The sequence below is a fragment of the Streptomyces sp. Q2 genome (genome assembly GCF_056820935.1).
On sequence record NZ_JBXEJE010000014.1, the window covers coordinates 188,258 to 209,254 of the forward strand.

Below are 20,997 nucleotides of genomic sequence, written 5' to 3' on the forward strand. Positions count from 1 at the left end.
CTTGGAGCAAGCGTGGAACGTCGTACCCTCCTGCGTGCGGCCGTCATCGGCGGTTCCTCCGCCGTCCTCGGCGGAACCCTGTGGCGAGGCGCCGCGTACGCGGCCCCCGCCCAACCCGGAGCCGGCCCCTACGGGGCGCTCGGCGCCCCCGACACCAACGGCATCAGACTCCCGAGCGGCTTCACCAGCCGGGTCGTCGCCCGCTCCGGCCAGACGGTCACCGGAACGTCGTACACCTGGCACAACGCCCCTGACGGCGGCGCCTGTTACGCCGACGGCACCGGCTGGATCTACGTCTCCAACTCGGAGATCAACCCGTCGGGCGGCGCGAGCGCGGTGCGGTTCTCGTCGACGGGCACGATCACGGGCGCGTACCGCATCCTCTCCAACACCCGGCAGAACTGCGCGGGCGGCAAAACCCCGTGGAACACCTGGCTGTCCTGCGAGGAGGTGTCGCTGGGCTACGTCTACGAGACGGACCCCTGGGGTGTCCAGCCGGCCACCCGCCGCGACGCCATGGGCCGCTTCAAGCACGAGGCTGCGGCCGCGGACCCGGTCCGCAAGGTGGTCTACCTGACCGAGGACGAGACGAACGGCCGCTTCTACCGCTTCGTACCGACGACCTGGGGCAACCTCTCCTCCGGCACCCTCCAGGTCATGGTCGCCGGCACGGCCACGTCAGGCTCCTTCACCTGGGCGAACGTCCCCGACCCGGACGGCTCCCCCACCACCACCCGCACCCAGGTCTCCGGCTCGAAGTCCTTCAACGGCGGCGAGGGCTGCCACTACGCCGACGACACGGTCTGGTTCACCACGAAGGGCGACAACCGCGTCTGGCGGCTCAACCTGCTGACGAACACGTACGAGCTGGCGTACGACGACTCCCTCGTCACCTCCGGCACCGCCCCGCTCACCGGCGTCGACAACATCACCGGCACCGCCTCCGGCGACCTGTTCGTGGCGGAGGACGGCGGCAACATGGAGATCTGCGTGATCACTCCGGACGACGTGATCGCCCCGTTCCTGCGCATCGACGGCCAGTCGTCGTCGGAGATCACGGGCCCGGCGTTCTCCCCCGACGGCACGCGGCTGTACTTCTCCAGCCAGCGGGGGACGACTGGGAGCTCGTCGGGCGGGATCACGTATGAGGTGCGGGGCCCGTTCAGGACGTAACACCGCACAACGATCACGAAATGAACACATCTCCCACACAACCGAGTGCGCAGCAATACGGTCATCCCCTCACGTAACACCTCAGGGGGACGACATGACCAACCCGTACCACCACACGACCCAGCCCATAGGCCCGACCGCTTCCGGCCCCGCCCCCAAGTGGGCCCGGAAGCGGTACGTCCTGCCGGCGCTGGCGCTGGCCCTCTTCATCGGCGTAGGCATAGGCGGAAGCGACCAGGAGACAAGCACCAACGCGAAGCCGACGGCCGCCAAGCCACAGCCGACGGTCACCGTGACGGCAACGGCGACGGCCCCGGCGGCGGAGACGACCGAGCCCGAGCCGGCCGGCACCGTGACCGCCACGGAAACGGTCAAGGTGAAAGTCAAGGTCACCAGAACGGTCACAGCGCAGCCGGCGGCAGGCAGCGACGACGGTTCGTCCGACGCGGACGTCTACTACGAGAACTGCACCGCGGTCCGAGCCGCGGGCGCCGCCCCCATCCACCGTGGCGAACCCGGCTACGCCTCCCATCTGGACCGCGACAACGACGGCGTCGCCTGCGACACCTGACCCGTCAGTCCCTCCGGATCAACTCGGGGTCGATCCGCCGCCCGCCAGGTGCCACACCCAAGAGTGGCGACGAGGAGCAGGGACTCGCCATCCCCGTCGGCCAGACGATCGCCGCTCGCCGGTTCCAGGGCAACCTCCAGCCACTGCGGTCGCCCTGGCACTCTGATCTCTCGTCATGTGAGGAGTGGCGGTTTGCTGCAAATGTCGGCAGAGTTTGATCACTGCGGTACCGGCAACGGCTCCTAGCCTTGGCCGTGATCCTTGGTCAGCGCGGCCAGCACTCACACAAAGCGAGGCCCTTCAACGCCGTGAACCGCCTCTTTCCAGGCTCCGAGCCTCGCTACGGTGGAACGCATGAAGCTCTCGCCTCTCGTCGCCCGCGAACGCTTTGTCGCGTCGGCCGTCGCCAGGCTGGCGACAGCCGACGCCCAGGGAGTGCCCCACGCCGTTCCAGTGACCTTCATCGTCCTGAACGACGTCTTGTACTTCGCGATCGACCACAAGCCCAAGAGCACGTGGGATCTTCGGCGATTGCGCAACATCAGGGAGAACCCGTCGGTGGCTGTCCTTGTGGACCACTACGACGAGGACTGGTCCACGCTGTGGTGGGCTCGCGCCGACGGGCACGGCGACGTACTGAAGGAAGGTCAGGAGCGAGACCGCGCGGTGGAATTGTTGTGCGACAAGTACGAGCAGTACCAGGACTCCCCTCCCCAGGGTCCCGTGGTCGCCGTTCGGGTGGAGCAGTGGAGCGGCTGGGCCTTCGCATAGCCTTGCCGGGACAGCCGATCCCGGGGTGACGCACATGCCGGACCAAGACCTGCCTCCGTACCGCCGGATCGCCGACGACCTGCGGGCGGCGATCGCGACGGGAAAGCTGGTGCCTGGCGAGAAGCTGGAGTCGGAGAACGTCGACACGGCGGAGGCACTGAGCGCAGGCGTAGCCGAAGCCAATGCCCGGTCCAGGAAGCGAGCGGCCGTGGCCACCGGCACAGCTGTCTCAGCGTTCGAGGCTCTGGACACGCCGTCGACCGAGTGCGCGCTCGCCAAACGGCACGGCTACGAAGAGCTGCACAACGCGTGCCACCAGACGCACGACGTGTTCCTCCCTGGGGCCAACAACATCCTCTTGGCGCCCGGTTGCAGCTGCCGCTGCCACACCGCGGATCGGAGATCGTCACGCTGATCGATAGAGCTTGAGGTGAATGAGCCCCTCGATGGCGCCCAGACGCATCTGCAGGCTGGGATCCGGGTCCGCGGTGGTCGTCAAGAGCACCCGCACCTCCGGGTGTTCGAGGAGGTAGAGCTCGTCTTCACCGTGGTCGCCGGGGATCAGGTTGGGCTGGATCTCGATCCGCCCGTCGGGGTGGTCAGCCAGGTGATGGACGCCCAGGTAGTCGCTCTCACGCTCGGTGAAGCGCCAGCCGAAGCGGTCGCTGACGAGCCGGACCAGCTCGTCGGCGGTGTGGGTGCTGGTTCCGTAGATGCGGAAGTCGGTCATCGTGCGCCCGACCCTATGCCGCGAGGCCACCCGCACCGAGGCAAAGCCGAGAGGGCGGCCCCCCGCACAGGGTGCCGCCCTCTCCTCGTGCTCCGGAACCGCCGCCCATCGGTGAGGGTCGGTCGGGGACAGTCGGCGGTTCCGGCGTTCAGCAGGTCGTACGCGAGGCCAGGGCCGAGCCGAAGGCCAAGCCCAGGACCAAGCCCCAAGACCCGTAAGCCCTACCGGTGGTCGCTCCCCGCCGACTGCGAAGCCGCGCGCCCCGCCTCCAGGCGTGCCACCGGGATCCGGAACGGCGAGCAGGAGACGTAGTCCAGGCCGACATCGTGGAAGAAGTGGACGGACTCGGGGTCGCCGCCGTGTTCGCCGCAGACGCCGAGTTTCAGGTCGGGGCGGGTCGCGCGGCCGGCTTCCGCGGCCAGCTTCACGAGGGAACCGACGCCATCCCTGTCGATCGTCTCGAAGGGGGAGACTCCGAAGATGCCCTTCTCCAGGTAGGCCGTGAAGAAGGAGGCCTCCACGTCGTCCCGGCTGAAGCCCCACACGGTCTGGGTGAGGTCGTTCGTGCCGAAGGAGAAGAACTCCGCCGCCTCGGCGATCTGACCGGCGGTCAGGGCGGCGCGCGGCAATTCGATCATCGTGCCGATCGACAGCTTGAGGGACGTGCCCGTGGCGGCCTCGACCTCGGCCACCACCTGGTCGGCCTCCTCGCGGACGATCTCCAGCTCCTGGACCGTGCCCACCAGCGGGATCATGATCTCGGCGCGCGGGTCGCCCTTGGCCGCCTTGCGTTCGGCCGCGGCCTCGGCGATCGCCCGTACCTGCATGGTGAACAGGCCGGGGATGACCAGGCCCAGGCGCACGCCGCGCAGACCCAGCATGGGGTTCTGCTCGTGCAGGCGGTGGACGGCCTGGAGCAGGCGCAGTTCGTTCTCGTGGGGCTCCTGGCGGGACTCGGCCAGTGCCACGCGGACCGAGAGTTCCGTGATGTCGGGCAGGAACTCGTGCAGCGGCGGGTCCAGCAGCCGCACCGTCACGGGGAGGCCGTCCATCGCCGAGAACAGCTCGACGAAGTCCTTCTTCTGGAGGGGGAGCAGCGCCTTCAGCGACTCCTCGCGCTCCGTCTCCGTGTCGGCCAGGATGAGCCGCTCGACCAGTTCACGCCGGTCGCCGAGGAACATGTGCTCGGTGCGGCACAGACCGATGCCCTGGGCGCCGAAGCGACGGGCGCGCAGCGCGTCCTCGGCGTTGTCGGCGTTGGCCCGGACACGCAGGCGGCGCTTCCGGTCCGCGAAGGCCATGATCCGGTGGACCGCCTCGACCAGTTCGTCCGCGTCGTTGGCGCCCGCGTGCATCCGGCCCTCGAAGTACTCCACGACGGGGGACGGGACGACCGGGACCTCGCCCAGGTAGACCTTGCCCGACGAGCCGTCGATGGAGATGAGGTCGCCCTCCTCCACCACGTGACCGCCCGGCACCGTCATCCGGCGCCGCTTGGTGTCGACTTCCAGTTCCTCCGCGCCGCACACACAGGTCTTGCCCATGCCGCGCGCGACGACCGCCGCGTGGGAGGTCTTGCCGCCGCGCGAGGTCAGGATGCCCTCGGCCGCGATCATGCCGTCGAGGTCGTCCGGGTTCGTCTCGCGACGGACCAGGATCACCTTCTCGCCCGAACGCGACCACTTCACCGCGGTGTACGAGTCGAAGACCGCCTTGCCGACCGCCGCGCCCGGCGACGCCGCGATGCCCCGGCCGACCTTCGCCACCTTCGTGTCCTCGTCGAAGCGCGGGAACATCAGCTGGGCCAGTTGGGCACCCGTCACGCGCTGGAGGGCCTCGGCCTCGTCGATCAGGCCCTGGTCGACGAGCTGCGTGGCGATGCGGAAGGCCGCACCCGCCGTGCGCTTGCCGACGCGGGTCTGGAGCATCCACAGCTGACCGCGCTCGATGGTGAACTCGATGTCGCAGAGGTCCTTGTAGTGGTTCTCCAGCGTCTCCATGATCTGCATGAGCTGGTCGTACGACTTCTTGTCGATCGTCTCCAGCTCGGCCAGCGGGACGGTGTTGCGGATGCCCGCGACCACGTCCTCGCCCTGGGCGTTCTGGAGGTAGTCGCCGTACACGCCCTGGTGGCCCGAGGCGGGGTCACGGGTGAAGGCCACGCCCGTGCCGGAGTCGGGGCCCAGGTTGCCGAAGACCATCGAGCAGACGTTGACCGCGGTGCCCAGGTCGCCCGGGATGCGCTCCTGGCGGCGGTAGAGCTTGGCGCGGTCGGTGTTCCAGGAGTCGAAGACCGCGTGGATGGCGAGGTCCATCTGCTCGCGCGGGTCCTGCGGGAAGTCCCGGCCGGCCTCGGTCTTGACGATCTTCTTGAAGCGGGTGACCAGCTTCTTGAGGTCCGCGGCTTCCAGCTCGGTGTCGACCGTGACCTTCTTGGCCGTCTTCGCCGCTTCCAGGGCGTCTTCGAAGAGGTCGCCGTCGACGCCGAGGACGGTCTTGCCGAACATCTGGATGAGGCGGCGGTAGGAGTCCCAGGCGAAGCGGTCGTCGCCGGCCTGCTTGGCCAGGCCCTGGACCGACTTGTCGGAGAGGCCGATGTTGAGGACCGTGTCCATCATGCCGGGCATGGAGAACTTGGCTCCGGAGCGGACCGAGACCAGGAGCGGGTCGTCGGCCTGGCCGAGCTTCTTGCCCATGCGCTGCTCCAGCGCGTCGAGGTGTGCACTCACCTCGTCACGCAGTGCCGCCGGCTCCTCGCCGCTGTCGAGGTAGACCTTGCAGGCCTCGGTGGTGATCGTGAAGCCCGGAGGCACCGGAAGGCCCAGGTTGGTCATCTCGGCGAGGTTGGCACCCTTGCCGCCGAGGAGGTCCTTGAGGTCCTTGTTGCCCTCGGTGAAGTCGTAAACGAACTTCACGCTCTCAACGCTGGTGCCGTGCTCAGCTACCTGGGGATCTTTGTTTTCCGACACGGGTCTCGACTCCTCGAGGACGCGGTGGCTGCCCTGACGAGCAGGAACATACCCAGATCAAAGGCTTCTGGGTACGTCCACTTGCCCGTCATGCGCCTGTAACCACTCGTCCGCCACCGGATCGAAAGTCAAAGCTTGGCAAGCGAATACGGGCGCATGTTTTCACTCCTTGAACGCAAGAGCGCTCACTTTCCCAGAATTCCGCTCACATGAGCGGCTGCCAGCCCGTCTGATTTCGATCGATGAACGATCAAGGGGTGGCACTCAGTGCCACCCCTTCCAGAAGTGCAGTCGAGCAAGATCCGCTCATCTGAGCGCAACCCTTATCAAGGGTGGCGATAATCACGCTGTCACAGCCGCCGGAATTTCACCATGCGGACGCGTCTCACGACGGAAACAACCTCGAAAAGATCGTGGTCACACCCGTCACACCCCCAGCGCGGCCAGGCGTTCCTCCACCCGCTCCGGCGCGTACAGGTGCTCCACGACCATCGCCCCCGCCCCGACCAGCCCCGCCCGCTCCCCCAGCCGCGACGTCACAACGTCCAGATGAGCGGTGGAGCGCGGCAGCGCGCGCTGGTAGAGCAGCTCGCGCACGCCCGTGAGGAAGGCGGTTCCGGCCAGATCCCCCGCGATCATCAGAACACCGGGGTTCAACAGGGTCACGACCGTCGCCAGGACGTCCCCGACCTGGCGGCCCGCGTCCCGCGCGAGCGCCGCCGCCTCGGGGTGCCCGGAGGCCAGCAGGTCCCGCACGTCCGAGCCGGACGCCGCCGGCACCCCGGCCTCGGCCAGTCGCCGCGCCACGGCGCCACCGCTGGCGACGGCGGCGAGACAGCCGTAGGAGCCGCAGCGGCACAGCGCGTCGGCGCCCGCGGGGACCCGGATGTGGCCGAGGTCGCCCGCGCCTCCGTCGACACCTCGGTAGATCGAGCCGTCGACCACGACTCCGGCGCCGATGCCCGTCGACACCTTCACCAGCACGAAGGCCGAGCAGTCGGCGTATCTCGTGCGCTGTTCGCCGTACGCCATGAGGTTGGCGTCGTTGTCGACCAGGACGGGTACCGGCCCGGCGCCGGAGTGCTCGCTGAAGGCCCTCGCCAGGCGGCCCCTTATGTCGTAGCCGTCCCAGCCGGGCATGATCGGCGGCTGTACGACGCGGCCGGTGTCGGTGTCGACGGGGCCCGGCACCGCGAGGCCGATGCCGCAGACCTCGTCCGGCCGGTGGCCGGCCTTCTCCAGGAGCTCGGCGAACCAGCGGCCGAGTTCGCCGAGTACGGCGTCGGGGCCCTCCTCGACGACCAGGACGCCCGAGTGCTCGGAGAGGATCTCGCCGGTCAGGGTCAGTACGGCGGCCCGCGCGTGCCGTGTGTCGAGGTCGGCGGAGAGGACGACCGCGTGGGCGTCGTCGAACTCGAGGGTGATGGAGGGGCGGCCGCCGAGCGGTGAGTCGACGGGGCCGCCGGCGCCCTCGCGGAGCCAGCCCGCGCGGAAGAGGCGGTCGAGGCGGTGGCCGACGGTGGCGCGGGAGAGTCCGGTGGCCTGTTGCAGGGCGCCCCGGGTGGTGGCGCGGCCGCTGCGCACGAGTTCGAGCAGATCTCCGGCGCTCGCCTGACTTCCCGTTCTGCCGGTCCTGCCGGGTCGTCCGGTCATGCGCACCCCCTTGTGTTTCTCAAGCCTGCATTACATATTGAGTTTTGCGTGTTAAATAGACGTAACCCTACGGTAGCCACTACCGAACTGGTCGGCCGTACGTCTTCGGGGAGCCTTGAGTGGATCGCGCAACGCAGCTCACCGCCCGTAACACCGGGCACTTGACGCCCGTACGCACCTTTTCCTCACCACCGTATTCCGGGCATGGTGAGGTGCCGGTGCCGGAGGCCGTTGCATACGATCCGCCGTCCGCGACACATGCGCCGTCCGCGACACGTTCACCGTCGGCGGCCCGTTCCTCCTTGCACGTCAGGGCCGCCGGGGTGCTGGAGGGCAACTGGACCGGCGCCTCCACGGTCCCCTCACACGGCCTGTACCCGCACCAGTGGTCCTGGGACTCGGCGTTCATCGCGATCGGCCTGCGCCACCTGTCGCCGTTACGGGCACAGACGGAGCTGACGACGCTGCTCGACGCCCAGTGGGGCGACGGGCGGATCCCGCACATCGTCTTCAACCCCTCCGTCCCGCTCGACGCGTACTTCCCGAGCCCCGACTTCTGGCGCTCCTCGACCGCGGGGCGCGCTGCGGGCGCCCCGCGCACCGTACAGACCTCGGGCATCGTGCAGCCACCGGTGCACGCGCTGGCCGCGTGGCTGGTGCACTGCGCCGACCCGGGGCTGTCACGGGCGCGCGGCTTCCTCGCCCGGGTGTATCCGCGGCTCGCCGCGTGGCACCGGTATCTGCTGCACCGGCGGGACCTGGGCGGGGGGTCGCTGGCGTCCGTCGTGCACCCCTGGGAACAGGGTATGGACAACAGCCCCTGCTGGGACGCCCCGCTCGCCCGCATCACGCCCGCCCCGGCCCGGTCCTTCCGCCGCGCCGACCTGGACCACGGCGCCCCGGAGGACCGGCCGACAGACCTGGACTACGGGCGGTACGTGCGGCTGGCGACCGATTACCGCGACGGCGGGTACGCCGACGGGACGGGGGAGTTCGCCGTCGAGGACCCGGCGTTCAACGCCCTGCTCATCGCCTCCGAGCACGCTCTCGCGCGGATCGCACGGGAGCTCGGCGCCGAGGGCACGGCTCGGCACGCGCGTGCCGAGCGGCTGACGGCGGCGCTGGTCGAGCGGCTGTGGGATCCGGCGGAGGGGATGTTCTTCTGCCGGGACGTGCGGGGCGGGGGGCTGATCCGCGAGCGCAGCGTCTCCGGGGTCGTTCCGCTGCTGCTGCCCGGCCTGCCGCGGGAGATCACGGACGCGCTCGTGCGCACCCTGGGCGGCGCGCACTTCGGGCTCGGCGACTCGACCCGCCTGGTCCCGAGCTACGACCTGCTCGGCGAGGCCTTCGACCCGCACCGCTACTGGCGCGGCCCGGCCTGGTTCAACACCAGCTGGCTGGTGGAGCGCGGGCTGCGCACGCACGGCGAACAGGAGCGGGCCGACGCGCTGCGCCAGGCCGTCCTGGACACCGCCGGCACGTCTGACTTCGCGGAGTACGTCGACCCGTACACCGGCGAGGCCTGCGGGGCGACCGGCTTCAGCTGGACCGCCGCGCTCACGCTCGACCTGCTGCACACCGGCCCGGGAGACGACAGGTCCCCCACGGGCATCCGGACGTTCGAGATGAGTGACAGGGGAGGGGACCGGGGATGACGGACCGGCATCATCTGCTCGTGCACGGTGGGACGTTCGCCGCCGTGGGCGACGGCGGGGACATCAGCGGCGTACGGGGCGGCAGTTCCCCGGACGGATTGTTCGTGCGCGACGCCCGGCATCTGAGCCGGTGGCAGCTCACCGTGGACGGCGCGGTGCCCGAGGCGCTGTCGCCGGTCGCCGACGGGGACACCGCGCGGTGTGTGCTGGTGCCGCGCGGCGGACGTCAGGAGCCGCCCGCGTACACCCTCTTCCGTGAACAGGCTGTCGGTGACGGCTCGTTCGTCGAGTCCCTGCGGGTGACCAGCAACCGTCCGGTGCCGACGACGGTCCGGCTCGCGGTGACGGCGGACGCCGACTTCACCGACCAGTTCGAACTGCGCTCCGACCACCGTACGTACGCGAAGATAGGAGCGACCCGCTCCCGTCAGGTCCTCGACGGTGGCGTCGAGTTCGCCTATCAGCGCGGTGAGTGGCGGTCCTGTACGACCGTGACGGCCGAGCCCGCCCCGGACGGCGTCGAGGAGACCGGAACCGGTGCCCGGCGCCTGGTGTGGACCCTGGAACTCGAACCGCACGGCACCGCCGAGCTGATACTGCGCGTGATGGCACGGCCGCACGGGGACCGGCGGGCGTTGCGGGTACCGCGCTCACCGGCCGCCCTGAACGAACAACTCCTCGCAATGGAGGGTGAGTTCGTGGAGGGCGTGGCCTTCCCGACCGGCTGGCCGGAGCTGGCCGCGGCCTGCGCGCGCGGGCTCGCCGATCTCGCCTCGCTCCAGGTGCCGGCGACCGGGCCGGATGGCGAGGAGCTGCGCGTACCGGCGGCGGGCGCCCCCTGGTTCCTGACGCTGCTGGGCCGGGACGCCCTGCTGACCTCGCTGTTCGCGCTGCCGTACCGGCCTCGGCTGGCCGCCGCCACCCTTCCCGCGCTGGCCGCGACACAGGCGACGGAGACCGGCCCGCAGGCGGTGGCCCAGCCCGGCAAGATCGTGCACGAGGTGCGGCACGGCGAGCTGGCGCACTTCGGGCAGGTGCCGTACGGCCGGTACTACGGCTCGGTGGACGCCACCCCGCTGTTCCTCGTGCTGCTCGGCGCGTACGTCGAGTACACCGGGGACACGGACCTGGCCCGCCGTCTGGAGGCCAACGCCCGCGCGGCGATCGGCTGGATGCTGGACCACGGCGGGCTGACCTCGCGCGGCTACCTGGTCTACCGCGCCGACCAGGGCGGCCTCGCCAACCAGAACTGGAAGGACTCCCCCGGCGCCATCTGCTCGGCCGACGGCAGCCGCGCGAGCGGCCCGGTGATGGCGGCGGGCGCCCAGGGGTACGCGTACGACGCGCTGCGCCGGACCGCGTGGCTGGCGCGCACGGCGTGGGACGACCAGGTCTACGCGGCCCTGCTGGAGCAGGCCGCCGCCGACCTGCGCGACCGCTTCCAGCGCGACTTCTGGATGCCGGACCACTCCTTCCCTGCCCTCGCGCTGGACGGCGAGGGCAACCAGGTGGACGCGCTGGCCTCGGACGCCGGGCACCTGCTGTGGTCGGGGCTGCTGGACAAGGAATACGGCGAGCTCGTCGGGCGGCGCCTGCTCGAACCCGACTTCTTCTCCGGCTGGGGCGTGCGCACGCTGGCCGCGGGACAGCCGGCGTTCCACCCGTTGTCGTACCACCGGGGTTCGGTGTGGCCGCACGACAACGCGCTGATCACGCTGGGCCTGGCCCGCTACGGCCTGCACGACGAGGCCCGCACGGTCGCGCACGGCCTGGTCGACGCGGCGACGGCGACCGGGCACCGGCTGCCGGAGGTCCTCGCGGGCTACGGCCGGGACACGCACGCGGAGCCGGTGCCGTACCCGCACGCCTGCGTACGGGAGTCACGGTCGGCGGCGGCGCCGCTGGCGCTGCTCACGGCGGTCGGGGGCGCCTAGCGAGGGCCGGCGGGGCGCGCGGCCGGACCGGCGGCGCGCCGGTCGGCGAACCGGTTGGTGAGGCGTTTGCCCGGTGTTTGCCGAGCACTGGGCAAACCGGCTGAACACCGGACGGAGGTGAACCGTACGGGAATACGGCGGATCCGATGACCCATTCCGGACCCGCCGTATCACCGGGCTTCGTACGGAAGGACCTTCGGGTGTCGACAGAGCTGACCGAGCCGGCCGAGGCGACGGACGAAGCCGTACCCGGTGCGAAGACGCCTGTCACGCTCAGGGACCGCCTGGCCCACTGGCGCGGCTGGCGCGCCCGGTACCCCGCCGCCGCCCGTGCCCTGTCCTGGACGGTCACGGCTCTCGCCGCCGTCCTGGTCTTCGGCGCCCTGCTGCTGCCGAACAGGGTCGGCGCGCTCCAGTACAACCGGTTCACGCGGCTGCCGGTGGAGGCGATCATCGGAGGCGTCCTCGTGCTCGCGCTGCCGCGCCGGCCGCGGGTGATCGTGGCGGCGCTGTCCGGGGTGCTCCTCGGGGCGCTGACCGTGCTGAACCTGCTCGACATGGGGTTCATCGAGTACCTGGGCCGGGGCTTCAACCTGGTCCTGGACTGGGGGCTGCTGGACGACGCCCAGGCGTACGTCGAGGACTCGATGGGCAAGGCGACGGCCGTCGGCGCGGCGGTCGGCGCGGCCGTCCTGGTCGTGCTGCTGCTCGCCGTGACGGCGGCGGCGACGGTCCGGCTGAGCAACCTGCTGGTCCGCGACCGTCAGACCGGCACCCGGGCCACCCTGATCGCGGGCACCGTCTGGATCACCTGCTCCGCTCTCGGCCTCCAGATCGACGGCATGCCGATCGCCTCCGACCGGGCGGGCGGGGCACTGAAGGTCCAGGCGCGGCGGGTGCAGGACACCCTCCAGGACGAGGCCGCGTTCGCGAAGGAGGCCAAGGCCGACACCTTCGGCGGCACGCCCGGCAGCCAGTTGCTGCCCGACCTGCGCGGCAAGGACGTCATCTTCACGTTCATCGAGAGCTACGGCCGCAGCGCGATCGAGGACCCCGCGATCGCGCCGGGCGTCGACAGGACGCTGGCCGCGAGCACCGACGCCCTGGAGAAGGCCGGCTTCCACGCCAAGAGCGGCTGGATGACGTCGGCGACGTACGGCGGCAGCAGCTGGCTCGGCCACTCCACCACCATGTCGGGGCTGTGGATCGACAACCAGCAGCGCTACCGCACGGTCATGGCCGGCGACCACCTCAGCCTCACCAAGGCCTTCCGGAAGACCGGCGCCTGGGACACCGTCGGCATCATGCCCGGCGTGCAGAAGGCCTGGCCGGAGGAGCGCTTCTACGGCCTCGACAAGGTCTACAACGCCTTCCAGATGGGCTACAAGGGCCCGAAGTTCAGCTGGTCGACCATGCCGGACCAGTTCGCGCTGGAGGCGTTCCAGCGGCTGGTGCACGGCAAGAAGCGCGACAAGCCGCTGATGTCGGAGATCATCCTGACCTCCAGTCACCAGCCGTGGGCGCCGATCCCGAAGCTGGTCGGCTGGGACGAGCTCGGCGACGGCTCGGTCTTCGGCCCCATCCAGAAGGCCGGCCTCGACCCCTCGGACGTCCTCACCGACTCCGCCCGCTCCAAGCAGGAGTACGGGAAGTCCGTGCAGTACTCGGTCACCAGCCTCACCCAGTGGCTGGAGCGCTACGGCACCGACGACACCGTCCTCGTCTTCCTCGGCGACCACCAGCCCATCGCCCGGGTCAGCGGCGCGGGCGCCAGCCGTGACGTGCCCGTCTCGATCGTCGCGAAGGACCCGAAGGTCCTCGACAAGATCGCGGGGTGGCACTGGACGGACGGTCTGAAGCCCGCCAAGGACGCGCCGGTGTGGAAGATGAGTTCGTTCCGGGACCGGTTCCTGACGGCGTACGGGTCGACCCCGCACCCGTCCGAGGGCTGAGCCCTGGTACGAGGCGCTTTACGAGGTTCAGCCCCCGGACGTGTCCAGTTCCGCGTCCTCGCCGATCCCCGCGCAGTCGTACGGGTCCTTCAGCCAGCCGTCCGGCAGCACCACGCGGTTGTTGCCGGAGGTACGGCCGCGGGGGCCGTCGGCGCCGACGGGCCAGGGCTGGTCGAGGTCCAGCTCGTCGAGCCCGGCGCGGAGTTCGGCCAGCGACGAGGTGATCGCGAGGCGCTTGCGCATCTCGGAGCCGACCGCGAAGCCCTTCAGGTACCAGGCGACGTGCTTGCGGAAGTCGATGACCCCGCGTGCTTCGTCGCCGATCCACTCGCCGAGCAGCGTGGCGTGGCGGACCATGACGTCGGCGACCTCGCGCAGGGAGGGACGCGCGATGTCCTCGGTACGCCCCTCGAAGGCCGCCACCAGGTCCGCGAACAGCCACGGCCGGCCGAGGCACCCGCGCCCCACGACCACTCCGTCACAGCCCGTCTCGCGCACCATCCGCAGCGCGTCCTCGGCCGACCAGATGTCGCCGTTGCCGAGGACGGGGATCTCCGGCACGTGCTCCTTGAGGCGGGCGATGGCGTCCCAGTCGGCCGTGCCGCCGTAGTGCTGGGCGGCGGTGCGGCCGTGCAGGGCGATGGAGGTGACGCCCTCCTCGACGGCGATGCGGCCGGCGTCGAGGAAGGTGATGTGGTCGTCGTCGATGCCCTTGCGCATCTTCATCGTCACCGGCAGGTCGCCGGCGCCGCTGACGGCCTCGCGCAGGATCGCCCGCAGCAGGTTGCGCTTGTACGGGAGGGCGGAGCCGCCGCCCTTGCGGGTCACCTTCGGGACCGGGCAGCCGAAGTTCAGGTCGATGTGGTCGGCGAGGTCCTCCTCCGCGATCATGCGGACGGCCTTGCCGACGGTCGCCGGGTCGACGCCGTACAGCTGGATCGAGCGCGGCTTCTCGGCCGCGTCGAAGCGGATCAGCTGCATGGTCTTCTCGTTGCGCTCGACCAGCGCCCGGGTCGTGATCATCTCGCTCACGAACAGGCCCTTGCCGCCGCTGAACTCCCTGCACAGGGTGCGGAAGGGCGCGTTGGTGATCCCGGCCATGGGGGCGAGGACGACGGGCGGCCGGACGGTGTGCGGGCCGATCTGGAGAGGGGAGACGGGCGTGGACATTCCCCCATTGTCGCGTACGGCGACCGGTGCTCGGCAGGGTAACCCTGGAGAAGTCATTAGTTAGACACACTATCGACATCGGCGTACGCTGGAACGCATGCCCGAGCTCAGCCACCGTCGACGCATGCTCGTCCTGGCGATCTGCTGCATGAGCCTGCTGATCGTGAGTCTCGACAACACCGCCCTGAACGTCGCCCTGCCGTCCATGCAGAGAGAACTCCACGCCAGCACGGCGGGCCTGCAGTGGACCATCGACGCCTACACCCTGGTACTCGCCGCCCTGCTGATGCTCGCCGGATCCACGGCCGACCGGATCGGCCGCAAGCGGGTGTTCATGGCGGGTCTGATCGTCTTCACCCTCGGCTCGGCCCTGTGCTCCGCCGCCCCGAACCTGGAGACGCTCGTCGCCTTCCGCATGGTGCAGGCGGTGGGCGGTTCGATGCTCAACCCGGTCGCCATGTCGATCATCACGAACACCTTCACGGACCCGCGCGAGCGGGCACGGGCGATCGGTGCGTGGGGTGCCGTGGTCGGCATCTCCATGGCGGCGGGCCCGCTGGTCGGAGGGCTGCTGGTGGAGTCCGTCGGCTGGCGGTCGATCTTCTGGGTCAATCTCCCGGTGGGGCTCACCGCTCTGCTGCTCACGCTGCTGTACGTCCCCGAGTCCCGCGCCCCCAAGCCCCGCCGGGCCGACCCGGTCGGCCAGGTCCTGGTCATCACGCTGTTCGGTTCCCTGACCTACGCGATCATCGAGGCGCCGAACGCCGGGTTCACCTCGATCCTGCCGTTCGCCGCGCTGGCGGTGGCCGCGCTGGTGGGCCTGCTCCGGTACGAGCCCCGGCGCGACGAACCCCTCATCGACCTGCGGTTCTTCCGGTCGGCGCCGTTCAGCGGGGCGACGGTGATCGCGGTCGCCGGGTTCGCCGCGCTGGGCGGGTTCCTGTTCCTGTCGACGCTGTACCTGCAGAACGTGCGGGGGCTGGACGCCCTGCACGCGGGGCTGTTGATGCTGCCGATGGCCGTGCCGACGTTTCTGTGCGCGCCGCTGTCCGGGCGGCTGGTCGGGTCCGTCGGGCCGCGCGTTCCGCTCGTGATCGCGGGAGTGGCGATGACCGCGAGCGGTGTCCTGTTCGCCGGGTTCGAGGGCGAGACGTCCAATGTCACGCTGGCCGTCGGGTACGTGCTGTTCGGGGTCGGTTTCGGGTTCGTGAACGCGCCGATCACGAACACGGCGGTGTCGGGGATGCCGCGGGCGCAGGCCGGCGTGGCCGCCGCCGTCGCCTCCACCAGCCGCCAGTTGGGGCAGACGCTCGGTGTCGCGGTGGTGGGGGCGGTGCTGGCCGCGGGCGTGGGGGCGTCGTCGTACCGGGATGCCTTCGTGTCCGCCGCCCGGCCGGGGTGGTGGATTCTCGCGGGGTGCGGGTTCGTGGTGCTGGTGCTTGGGTTCGTGACGAGCGGGCCTTGGGCTCGGCGGACGGCTGAGCGGACGGCTGAGCGGTTGGAGTCGGGCGAGGTGCGGGCCGCGGCGGGGGTTGGCGCGTCAGCGCGGTGAGGGTTGGGCGGGGTTGGCGCGTCAGCGCGGTGAGGGTTGGGCGGGGTTGGCGCGTCAGCGCCGTAGGGGTTGGGTTGTGGTGGTGCGGCGGGTGCGGGTCCGTTGTGGCTGGTCGCGCAGTTCCCCGCGCCCCTGGGTCGGCCAGGCTCGGCCAGTGCTGTCGCCGCCCGTTCCCCGCGCCCCCCTCGGGTGGGTCCCCTCAGGCCAGTTGATCGAAGGCCGGCGCTGTCGCCGCCCGTTCCCCGCGCGCCCCTCGGGTGGGTCCCCTCAGGCCAGTTGATCGAAGGCCGGCCCTGTCGCCGCCCGTTCCCCGCGCGCCCCTCGGGTGGGTCCGCTCAGGTCAGTTGATCGGCCAGGTTCGGCCAGCGCTTGACGAGTGCCTTCTCCACACCGGGTAGGGCCTTCTGGCCCGCCAAGGCCAGTGCTATCGCCGCCAGTACGCCTGCCCAGGCCATGGGGCCCAGTGGGGTGCAGCCGAAGAGTTGGCTTGCGCCTGGGGTTTCCACCAGGGCGAAGAGGGCCAGGGCCGAGCCCAGGGACGTGAAGCGGACCAGGGGGCTGTCCCGGCGGTCGGCGAGGGTCTGGGCCAGTTGGGTGCCCACCACCGCGCACAGGGCCATCGTCGTCGAGCGGCGGGCCGTGCCCGGGGTGAAGCGGCCGAAGAGCCAGGCCACGGTGGCGCCGAGGCAGGTGGTGAGGGCCCGGTGGCGGATCTGGCGGATGAGGGGGGCGCCGAGCAGGGCCGTGCCCAGGGGTTCGTCGGGCTCCGTCGCTGTGGACTCGCCCTGTTCCTTCGCCTTCGGGGTCACCGCCACCGCCATCGCCGGGAACAGGTCGGTGAACAGGTTGACCAGCAGCATCTGCCGGGTGGACAGGGGCGCGGCGCCGGACAGGAGGGTGCCGAGGATGCCGAAGCCGACCTCGCCCGCGTTGCCGCCGATGAGGATGGCGATGGCGTCGGCGACGCTGTGCCACAGGGCGCGGCCTTCGCGCACCGCCTCGATGAGCACCGAGAGGTCGTCGCCGGTGACGACGAGGTCGGCAGCGTTGCGGGCGGCGGCCGAGCCGCGGGCGCTGATGCCGACGCCGATGTCGGCGGCGCGGATGGCGGCGGCGTCGTTGGCGCCGTCGCCGACCATGCCGACGACCCGGTCGGCGTCCCGGAGGGCCTCGACGACCTGGAGTTTCTGCTCGGGCGCGACCCGGGCGACGACGTCGGCGTCCCGCAGCATCCGGGAGCGGGCCGTGCGGTCGGCGGCGGCGAGTTCGTCGCCGGTGACCACGTTCGCGTCGTCCGGCCAGCCGAGGTCGACGGCGATGGCGTGGGCGGTCTGCGGGTGGTCGCCGGTGAGCACGACGGGCCGTACGCCCGCCTCGCGCAGCCCGCGGACCAGCGCCGGGGACGTCTCGCGCGCCACGTCGGCGAGCGCGAGCAGCCCGGTGAACTCCAGGTCCCGCAGGGGCTCTTCGAGTACGTCCGCCGCCTGCTCGCCCTCCTTCAGCGGGCGGACGGCCACCGCCAGGACGCGCAGGCCGTCGCCGGCCAGTGACTGCGCCCTGTCGGAGATGTGGGAGGGGAGGTCGGCGCAGGTGGGCAGCACGGTCTCGGGGGCGCCCTTGACGACCAGTACCGGTGAGCCGTCCCCGGCGCGGCCGACGGCGGCGGCATAGCCGCGGGCGGCCTCGAAGGGGCGACCCTCGGTCTGCTCCCAGTCGGGGTCGGGTCCGGCGGCGTCCAGGACGGCCTCGTCGGTGGCGTGTACCGGGCGGACCGAGTCGCCGTTGAGGCGGGGGCAGGCGCGGGCCGCGGCCCGCAGCGCGTCGACGGCGTCCGGGGCGTCGAGGGTGTGGACCGTGCCGTCCGAGCCGGCCACCCGGACCAGGCGCAGCCGGTTCTCGGTGAGGGTGCCGGTCTTGTCGAAGCAGATGGTGTCCATCCGGCCCAGCGCCTCCAGCGTGCGCGGGGTGCGGACGAGGAGGCCGCGGCTGCTGAGCCGGCGGGCGGCGGCGAGCTGCGCCACGGTGGCCACCAGCGGCAGCCCCTCGGGTACGGCGGCCACCGCCACGGCGACTCCGCCGCTGACCGCCTGCCGGATCGGCGTACCCCGCAGCAGCGACAGGCCGGTCACCGAGGCGCCGCCCGCCATCGTCAACGGCATCGCCTTGCGGGTGAGTTCCTGGAGGCGGGCCTGCACTCCGCCGGCCGGCGGGACGCGGGCGGCGAGCGAGACGGCCCGGGCGGCCTCGGTACGGTCGCCGGTCTCCACGACGACGGCCTGTGCGCGTCCGGCCACCACCGTCGTCCCCTCGAAGACCATGCAGTGCCGCTCGGCCACGGGGGCGCGGGGGGTCACGTCCGTGTCCTTGTCGACCGGCAGGGACTCGCCGGTCAGCGCGGACTCGTCGACCTCGAGACCGTCCTGCCACAGCAGGCGGGCGTCGGCGGGCACCACGTCGTCGGTCTTGAGGTCGATGACGTCGCCGGGACTGAGCTTGGCGGCGTCGACCACGTGGGTCGCTTCCTCGTCGTCCGCGACGCGTGCCTTCTGCTTCTGCTGGGCGAGCAGCCCGGACAGCGCGCGCTCGGCCCGCAGCCGCTGGACGCCGCCCACCAGGGCGTTCAGGTCGAGGGCTCCGAGGACCAGCAGGGCGTCCACGACGGACCCGAGGATCGCGGAAGCGGCCGAACCGACGGCCAGGACCGGGGTCAGGGGGTCGTCAAGTTCCCCGCGCACGGCCTGCGCGAGTTGCCACGACCAGCGCGCCGGGGCCAGCGCGGGCTGCCGTACGACGCCGGCGGCGGCCGTACGCGCCCGCGCGGTCGCCTGTTCGACGGGCGTCGGCTCCGGGGGCGCCTGGCGCTCCAGCCGGTCGCGTACGTCGTCCGGGTGCAGGGCGTGCCAGGACACCCGCGGCCGGGGGTGCGGGGCGCGGGCCGCGGCGACGCCGAGAGCCGCGCGGGCCCCCGAGAACAGGGCGGCGGCCGCGCCGACGTCGACCGGCGCGTGCGGGAGGCCGGGCAGGGGTGAACCGCCGCCCTTGCGGGACTCGCCGATCGCCACGAGCAGGCCGGACAGCGCGGCGCCGGACCGGGCCAGGGTCTGGGACCGGCGGCCGACGCCACGCGCCGCCGGAATGGCGATCAGCAGCCGCCACACGTCGGCGAGGCCGTGCGGGGCGAGGACGTCGGCGCCCCACACCACCTGGCCGTCCTCGTCGGTGAGGGCGACGGCCACGTCGCCGCGGAGGAGTCCGTAGGTCACGTGCGTGTCCTCGTGCGGGCGGGGCCGGGCGACGGTGACGACACCGCCCTCCTCGCGCAGTTCGTCCACCACCTCGCTCAGCGGCCGGTCCGCGGGGACGACCTGGTCGGCCAGGCCGGTGAAGTCGGCGAGCGCGGGATCTTCGACGACCACGACCCGCAGTCCGGCCCGGCGGGCGGCGTCCAGGACGGCCTCGGCCCACGGGTCCGCGCCCGCGCCGGGTGTCCTGAGCGCACTGGGATGCATCACGACCGTGCCGGCCATTTCCAGCTGCCGCAGCCGGTCCGGGTCCCGCACGAGCACGCCCGCGCGGGACAGGGCACCGCTCAGGACGGCGTGGAAGGCGGCGGGCCCGTACCGCGCCGCCTTGGGCGAGCCGGCCAGGACCGCCTCGGCGGCCTCGGCGAGGTTGTGCTTGACGAGCAGGGCCGCCGCCGCGCCCAGGACGCTGCCGGTCGAGGCGTGGGCGGCGTACTCCTGGGCCGGGGACGTCCGCAGCGGCGGGCGTACGCCCGGATCCGCGGGCACGCTGTCCCGGCCCGGCGCGCACAGGTGGTCGTGCACGGTCTCGAAGGCGGCCGTCCGCACCACCGCCTCCGCCAACTGGCAGCTGCGCAGCACTCCGTCGAGCACCAGCGAGGTCGGGGAGTGGCCCGCGCCGTGGACGGCCGCGTTCGCGGCGGCGAGTACGACTTCCATGCGGGCGTTGCCCAGACGGGCGCGCAGCCAGGAGCGGAAGCGAGGGTTCTCGCGCAGCAGCGTGACCATCGCGGTCACCAGACGCGGCGACGCCGGCAGCCGCAGCGCGGACCCCGCCAGCGCGGCCGCCGCCCCCACCACGTCGGCGGCGAGCGCCTCGGCGACGGTCCGCACGGAAGCGGGATCACCGGGGTGATCCATCTCCTCGACGGCGTCGCCGGCGGCCATCGGCACCAGCCCGTACCGCTCGGCGAGCTCCGCCGCCCGCTCCACGACCCGATCACTCACGGCTTCCTCGGTCGCCGCCACCACCAGCCTGGCCAGCCCCTGATCCCAGTAGGCGAAGGCGACATCCGGATGCTCGGCGAGCGCGACGGCCACGCGACGGGCGAGGTGTTCGGTGCGGTGGGGGTGCGGGGCGGAGGGTTCGGGGTGGTGGGGGCCCGGAGCCGTGGGCTCGGTACGGCCGGGGTCGGTGCCTGGGTGTTCGGGCGCGCCGGATTCCGGCCGCACCGGGGACTCGGCGCCGCCCGGCCGCTTCACCCCGTCGGCCTGCCCGGCCTCGTCCCCGACAGCGCCCGCCCGCCGCTCCGCGCGCCCACCCCCGTCGGGCTGGTCCACCACGCCCGCGACACCGGCGCCCGGGTGATCAACGCCCTCCGGCCCGGCCGCCGGATACAGCCCGTCGCCGGGCTGGTCCGCCACGCGCTTCGCGCCGGTGCCGGTGTGGTCCGCATCCCCCGGCCCGGGCGCCGGGTACAGCCCGCCGCCCGGTTCGTCGGCCGCGTGCACCACGCCCGTGCCCGTGCGGCCCGCATCCCCCGGCCCGGCCGCCGCGTGCAGCCCGCCGCCCGGCCCGCCCGCCGCGCCCTCCGCACCGGCGCCCAGGTGATCCGCGCCCTCCG

Annotated in this window: 13 protein-coding genes; 8 read left to right on the forward strand and 5 right to left on the reverse strand. The window is 71.9% G+C overall.

Annotation, left to right across the window (positions count from 1 at the left end; translation table 11 throughout):
- Window positions 1-12 precede the first annotated feature (12 nt).
- The 4 genes from ACWBNA_RS17695 to ACWBNA_RS17710 all read left to right on the forward strand — a co-directional run bounded on the left by ACWBNA_RS17695 (window position 13) and on the right by ACWBNA_RS17710 (window position 2,930).
- Window positions 13-1,173 carry an alkaline phosphatase PhoX gene (locus ACWBNA_RS17695; protein WP_482705302.1) on the forward strand — a complete coding sequence of 387 codons (1,161 nt, stop codon included), beginning with the start codon at window positions 13-15 and terminating at the stop codon, window positions 1,171-1,173.
- Window positions 1,174-1,267: 94 nt separating this feature from the next.
- A complete protein-coding gene (locus ACWBNA_RS17700; protein WP_482705303.1) occupies window positions 1,268-1,744 on the forward strand; it encodes an excalibur calcium-binding domain-containing protein in 477 nt (158 codons plus the stop codon).
- Window positions 1,745-2,098: 354 nt separating this feature from the next.
- Window positions 2,099-2,515, forward strand: coding sequence for a TIGR03668 family PPOX class F420-dependent oxidoreductase (locus tag ACWBNA_RS17705; RefSeq protein ID WP_482705304.1), 417 nt, complete (start codon window positions 2,099-2,101; stop codon window positions 2,513-2,515).
- Between the two features lie 34 nt (window positions 2,516-2,549).
- Window positions 2,550-2,930 carry a hypothetical protein gene (locus ACWBNA_RS17710; RefSeq protein WP_482705305.1) on the forward strand — a complete coding sequence of 127 codons (381 nt, stop codon included), beginning with the start codon at window positions 2,550-2,552 and terminating at the stop codon, window positions 2,928-2,930.
- On the opposite strand, the gene ACWBNA_RS17715 is transcribed toward ACWBNA_RS17710, so the two are convergent.
- The 3 genes from ACWBNA_RS17715 to ACWBNA_RS17725 form a co-directional block, all read right to left on the reverse strand.
- Window positions 2,922-3,245 carry a hypothetical protein gene (locus ACWBNA_RS17715; protein ID WP_482705306.1) on the reverse strand — a complete coding sequence of 108 codons (324 nt, stop codon included), beginning with the start codon at window positions 3,243-3,245 and terminating at the stop codon, window positions 2,922-2,924. The two genes, ACWBNA_RS17710 and ACWBNA_RS17715, sit on opposite strands and share 9 nt — an antisense overlap.
- Window positions 3,246-3,466: 221 nt before the next feature.
- A complete protein-coding gene (gene ppdK, locus ACWBNA_RS17720) occupies window positions 3,467-6,214 on the reverse strand; it encodes a pyruvate, phosphate dikinase (protein WP_482705307.1) in 2,748 nt (915 codons plus the stop codon).
- A 426-nt stretch (window positions 6,215-6,640) separates the two neighbouring features.
- Window positions 6,641-7,867 carry an ROK family protein gene (locus ACWBNA_RS17725; RefSeq protein ID WP_482705308.1) on the reverse strand — a complete coding sequence of 409 codons (1,227 nt, stop codon included), beginning with the start codon at window positions 7,865-7,867 and terminating at the stop codon, window positions 6,641-6,643.
- A gap of 119 nt (window positions 7,868-7,986) precedes the next feature.
- Between ACWBNA_RS17725 and ACWBNA_RS17730 the strand changes: the two genes are divergently transcribed.
- From ACWBNA_RS17730 to ACWBNA_RS17740, 3 genes are all read left to right on the forward strand, one after another.
- Window positions 7,987-9,522 carry an MGH1-like glycoside hydrolase domain-containing protein gene (locus ACWBNA_RS17730; RefSeq protein ID WP_482705309.1) on the forward strand — a complete coding sequence of 512 codons (1,536 nt, stop codon included), beginning with the start codon at window positions 7,987-7,989 and terminating at the stop codon, window positions 9,520-9,522.
- Window positions 9,519-11,456, forward strand: a complete 1,938-nt coding sequence (locus ACWBNA_RS17735) for an amylo-alpha-1,6-glucosidase (protein ID WP_482705310.1) — start codon at window positions 9,519-9,521, stop codon at window positions 11,454-11,456. Before ACWBNA_RS17730 ends, ACWBNA_RS17735 begins: the two co-directional genes overlap by 4 nt.
- 146 nt (window positions 11,457-11,602) lie before the next feature.
- A complete protein-coding gene (locus ACWBNA_RS17740; protein ID WP_482705311.1) occupies window positions 11,603-13,408 on the forward strand; it encodes an alkaline phosphatase family protein in 1,806 nt (601 codons plus the stop codon).
- Window positions 13,409-13,435: 27 nt separating this feature from the next.
- Here ACWBNA_RS17740 and dusB read toward each other — a convergent pair whose 3' ends face one another.
- Window positions 13,436-14,578, reverse strand: a complete 1,143-nt coding sequence (gene dusB / locus ACWBNA_RS17745) for a tRNA dihydrouridine synthase DusB (protein ID WP_482705312.1) — start codon at window positions 14,576-14,578, stop codon at window positions 13,436-13,438.
- A gap of 97 nt (window positions 14,579-14,675) precedes the next feature.
- Here dusB and ACWBNA_RS17750 point away from each other — a divergent pair, with 97 nt between their 5' ends.
- The gene (locus ACWBNA_RS17750) at window positions 14,676-16,130 is read left to right on the forward strand and encodes an MFS transporter (RefSeq protein WP_482705313.1); all 1,455 of its coding nucleotides are present in this window, start codon (window positions 14,676-14,678) and stop codon (window positions 16,128-16,130) included.
- 335 nt (window positions 16,131-16,465) lie between these two features.
- On the opposite strand, the gene ACWBNA_RS17755 is transcribed toward ACWBNA_RS17750, so the two are convergent.
- Window positions 16,466-20,887: an HAD-IC family P-type ATPase gene (locus ACWBNA_RS17755; RefSeq protein WP_482705314.1), complete on the reverse strand. Its 4,422-nt coding sequence runs from the start codon at window positions 20,885-20,887 to the stop codon at window positions 16,466-16,468.
- Between the last annotated feature and the right edge of the window lie 110 nt (window positions 20,888-20,997).

Coding starts and splice junctions, on each gene's coding strand:
- ACWBNA_RS17740 (WP_482705311.1), top strand. CDS start 11,603: ATGACCCATTCCGGACCCGCCGTATCACCGGGCTTCGTACGGAAGGAC.
- ACWBNA_RS17700 (WP_482705303.1), top strand. CDS start 1,268: ATGACCAACCCGTACCACCACACGACCCAGCCCATAGGCCCGACCGCT.
- ACWBNA_RS17735 (WP_482705310.1), top strand. CDS start 9,519: ATGACGGACCGGCATCATCTGCTCGTGCACGGTGGGACGTTCGCCGCC.
- ACWBNA_RS17750 (WP_482705313.1), top strand. CDS start 14,676: ATGCCCGAGCTCAGCCACCGTCGACGCATGCTCGTCCTGGCGATCTGC.
- ACWBNA_RS17715 (WP_482705306.1), bottom strand. CDS start 3,245: ATGACCGACTTCCGCATCTACGGAACCAGCACCCACACCGCCGACGAG.
- ACWBNA_RS17705 (WP_482705304.1), top strand. CDS start 2,099: ATGAAGCTCTCGCCTCTCGTCGCCCGCGAACGCTTTGTCGCGTCGGCC.
- ACWBNA_RS17725 (WP_482705308.1), bottom strand. CDS start 7,867: ATGACCGGACGACCCGGCAGGACCGGCAGAACGGGAAGTCAGGCGAGC.
- dusB (WP_482705312.1), bottom strand. CDS start 14,578: ATGTCCACGCCCGTCTCCCCTCTCCAGATCGGCCCGCACACCGTCCGG.
- ACWBNA_RS17710 (WP_482705305.1), top strand. CDS start 2,550: ATGCCGGACCAAGACCTGCCTCCGTACCGCCGGATCGCCGACGACCTG.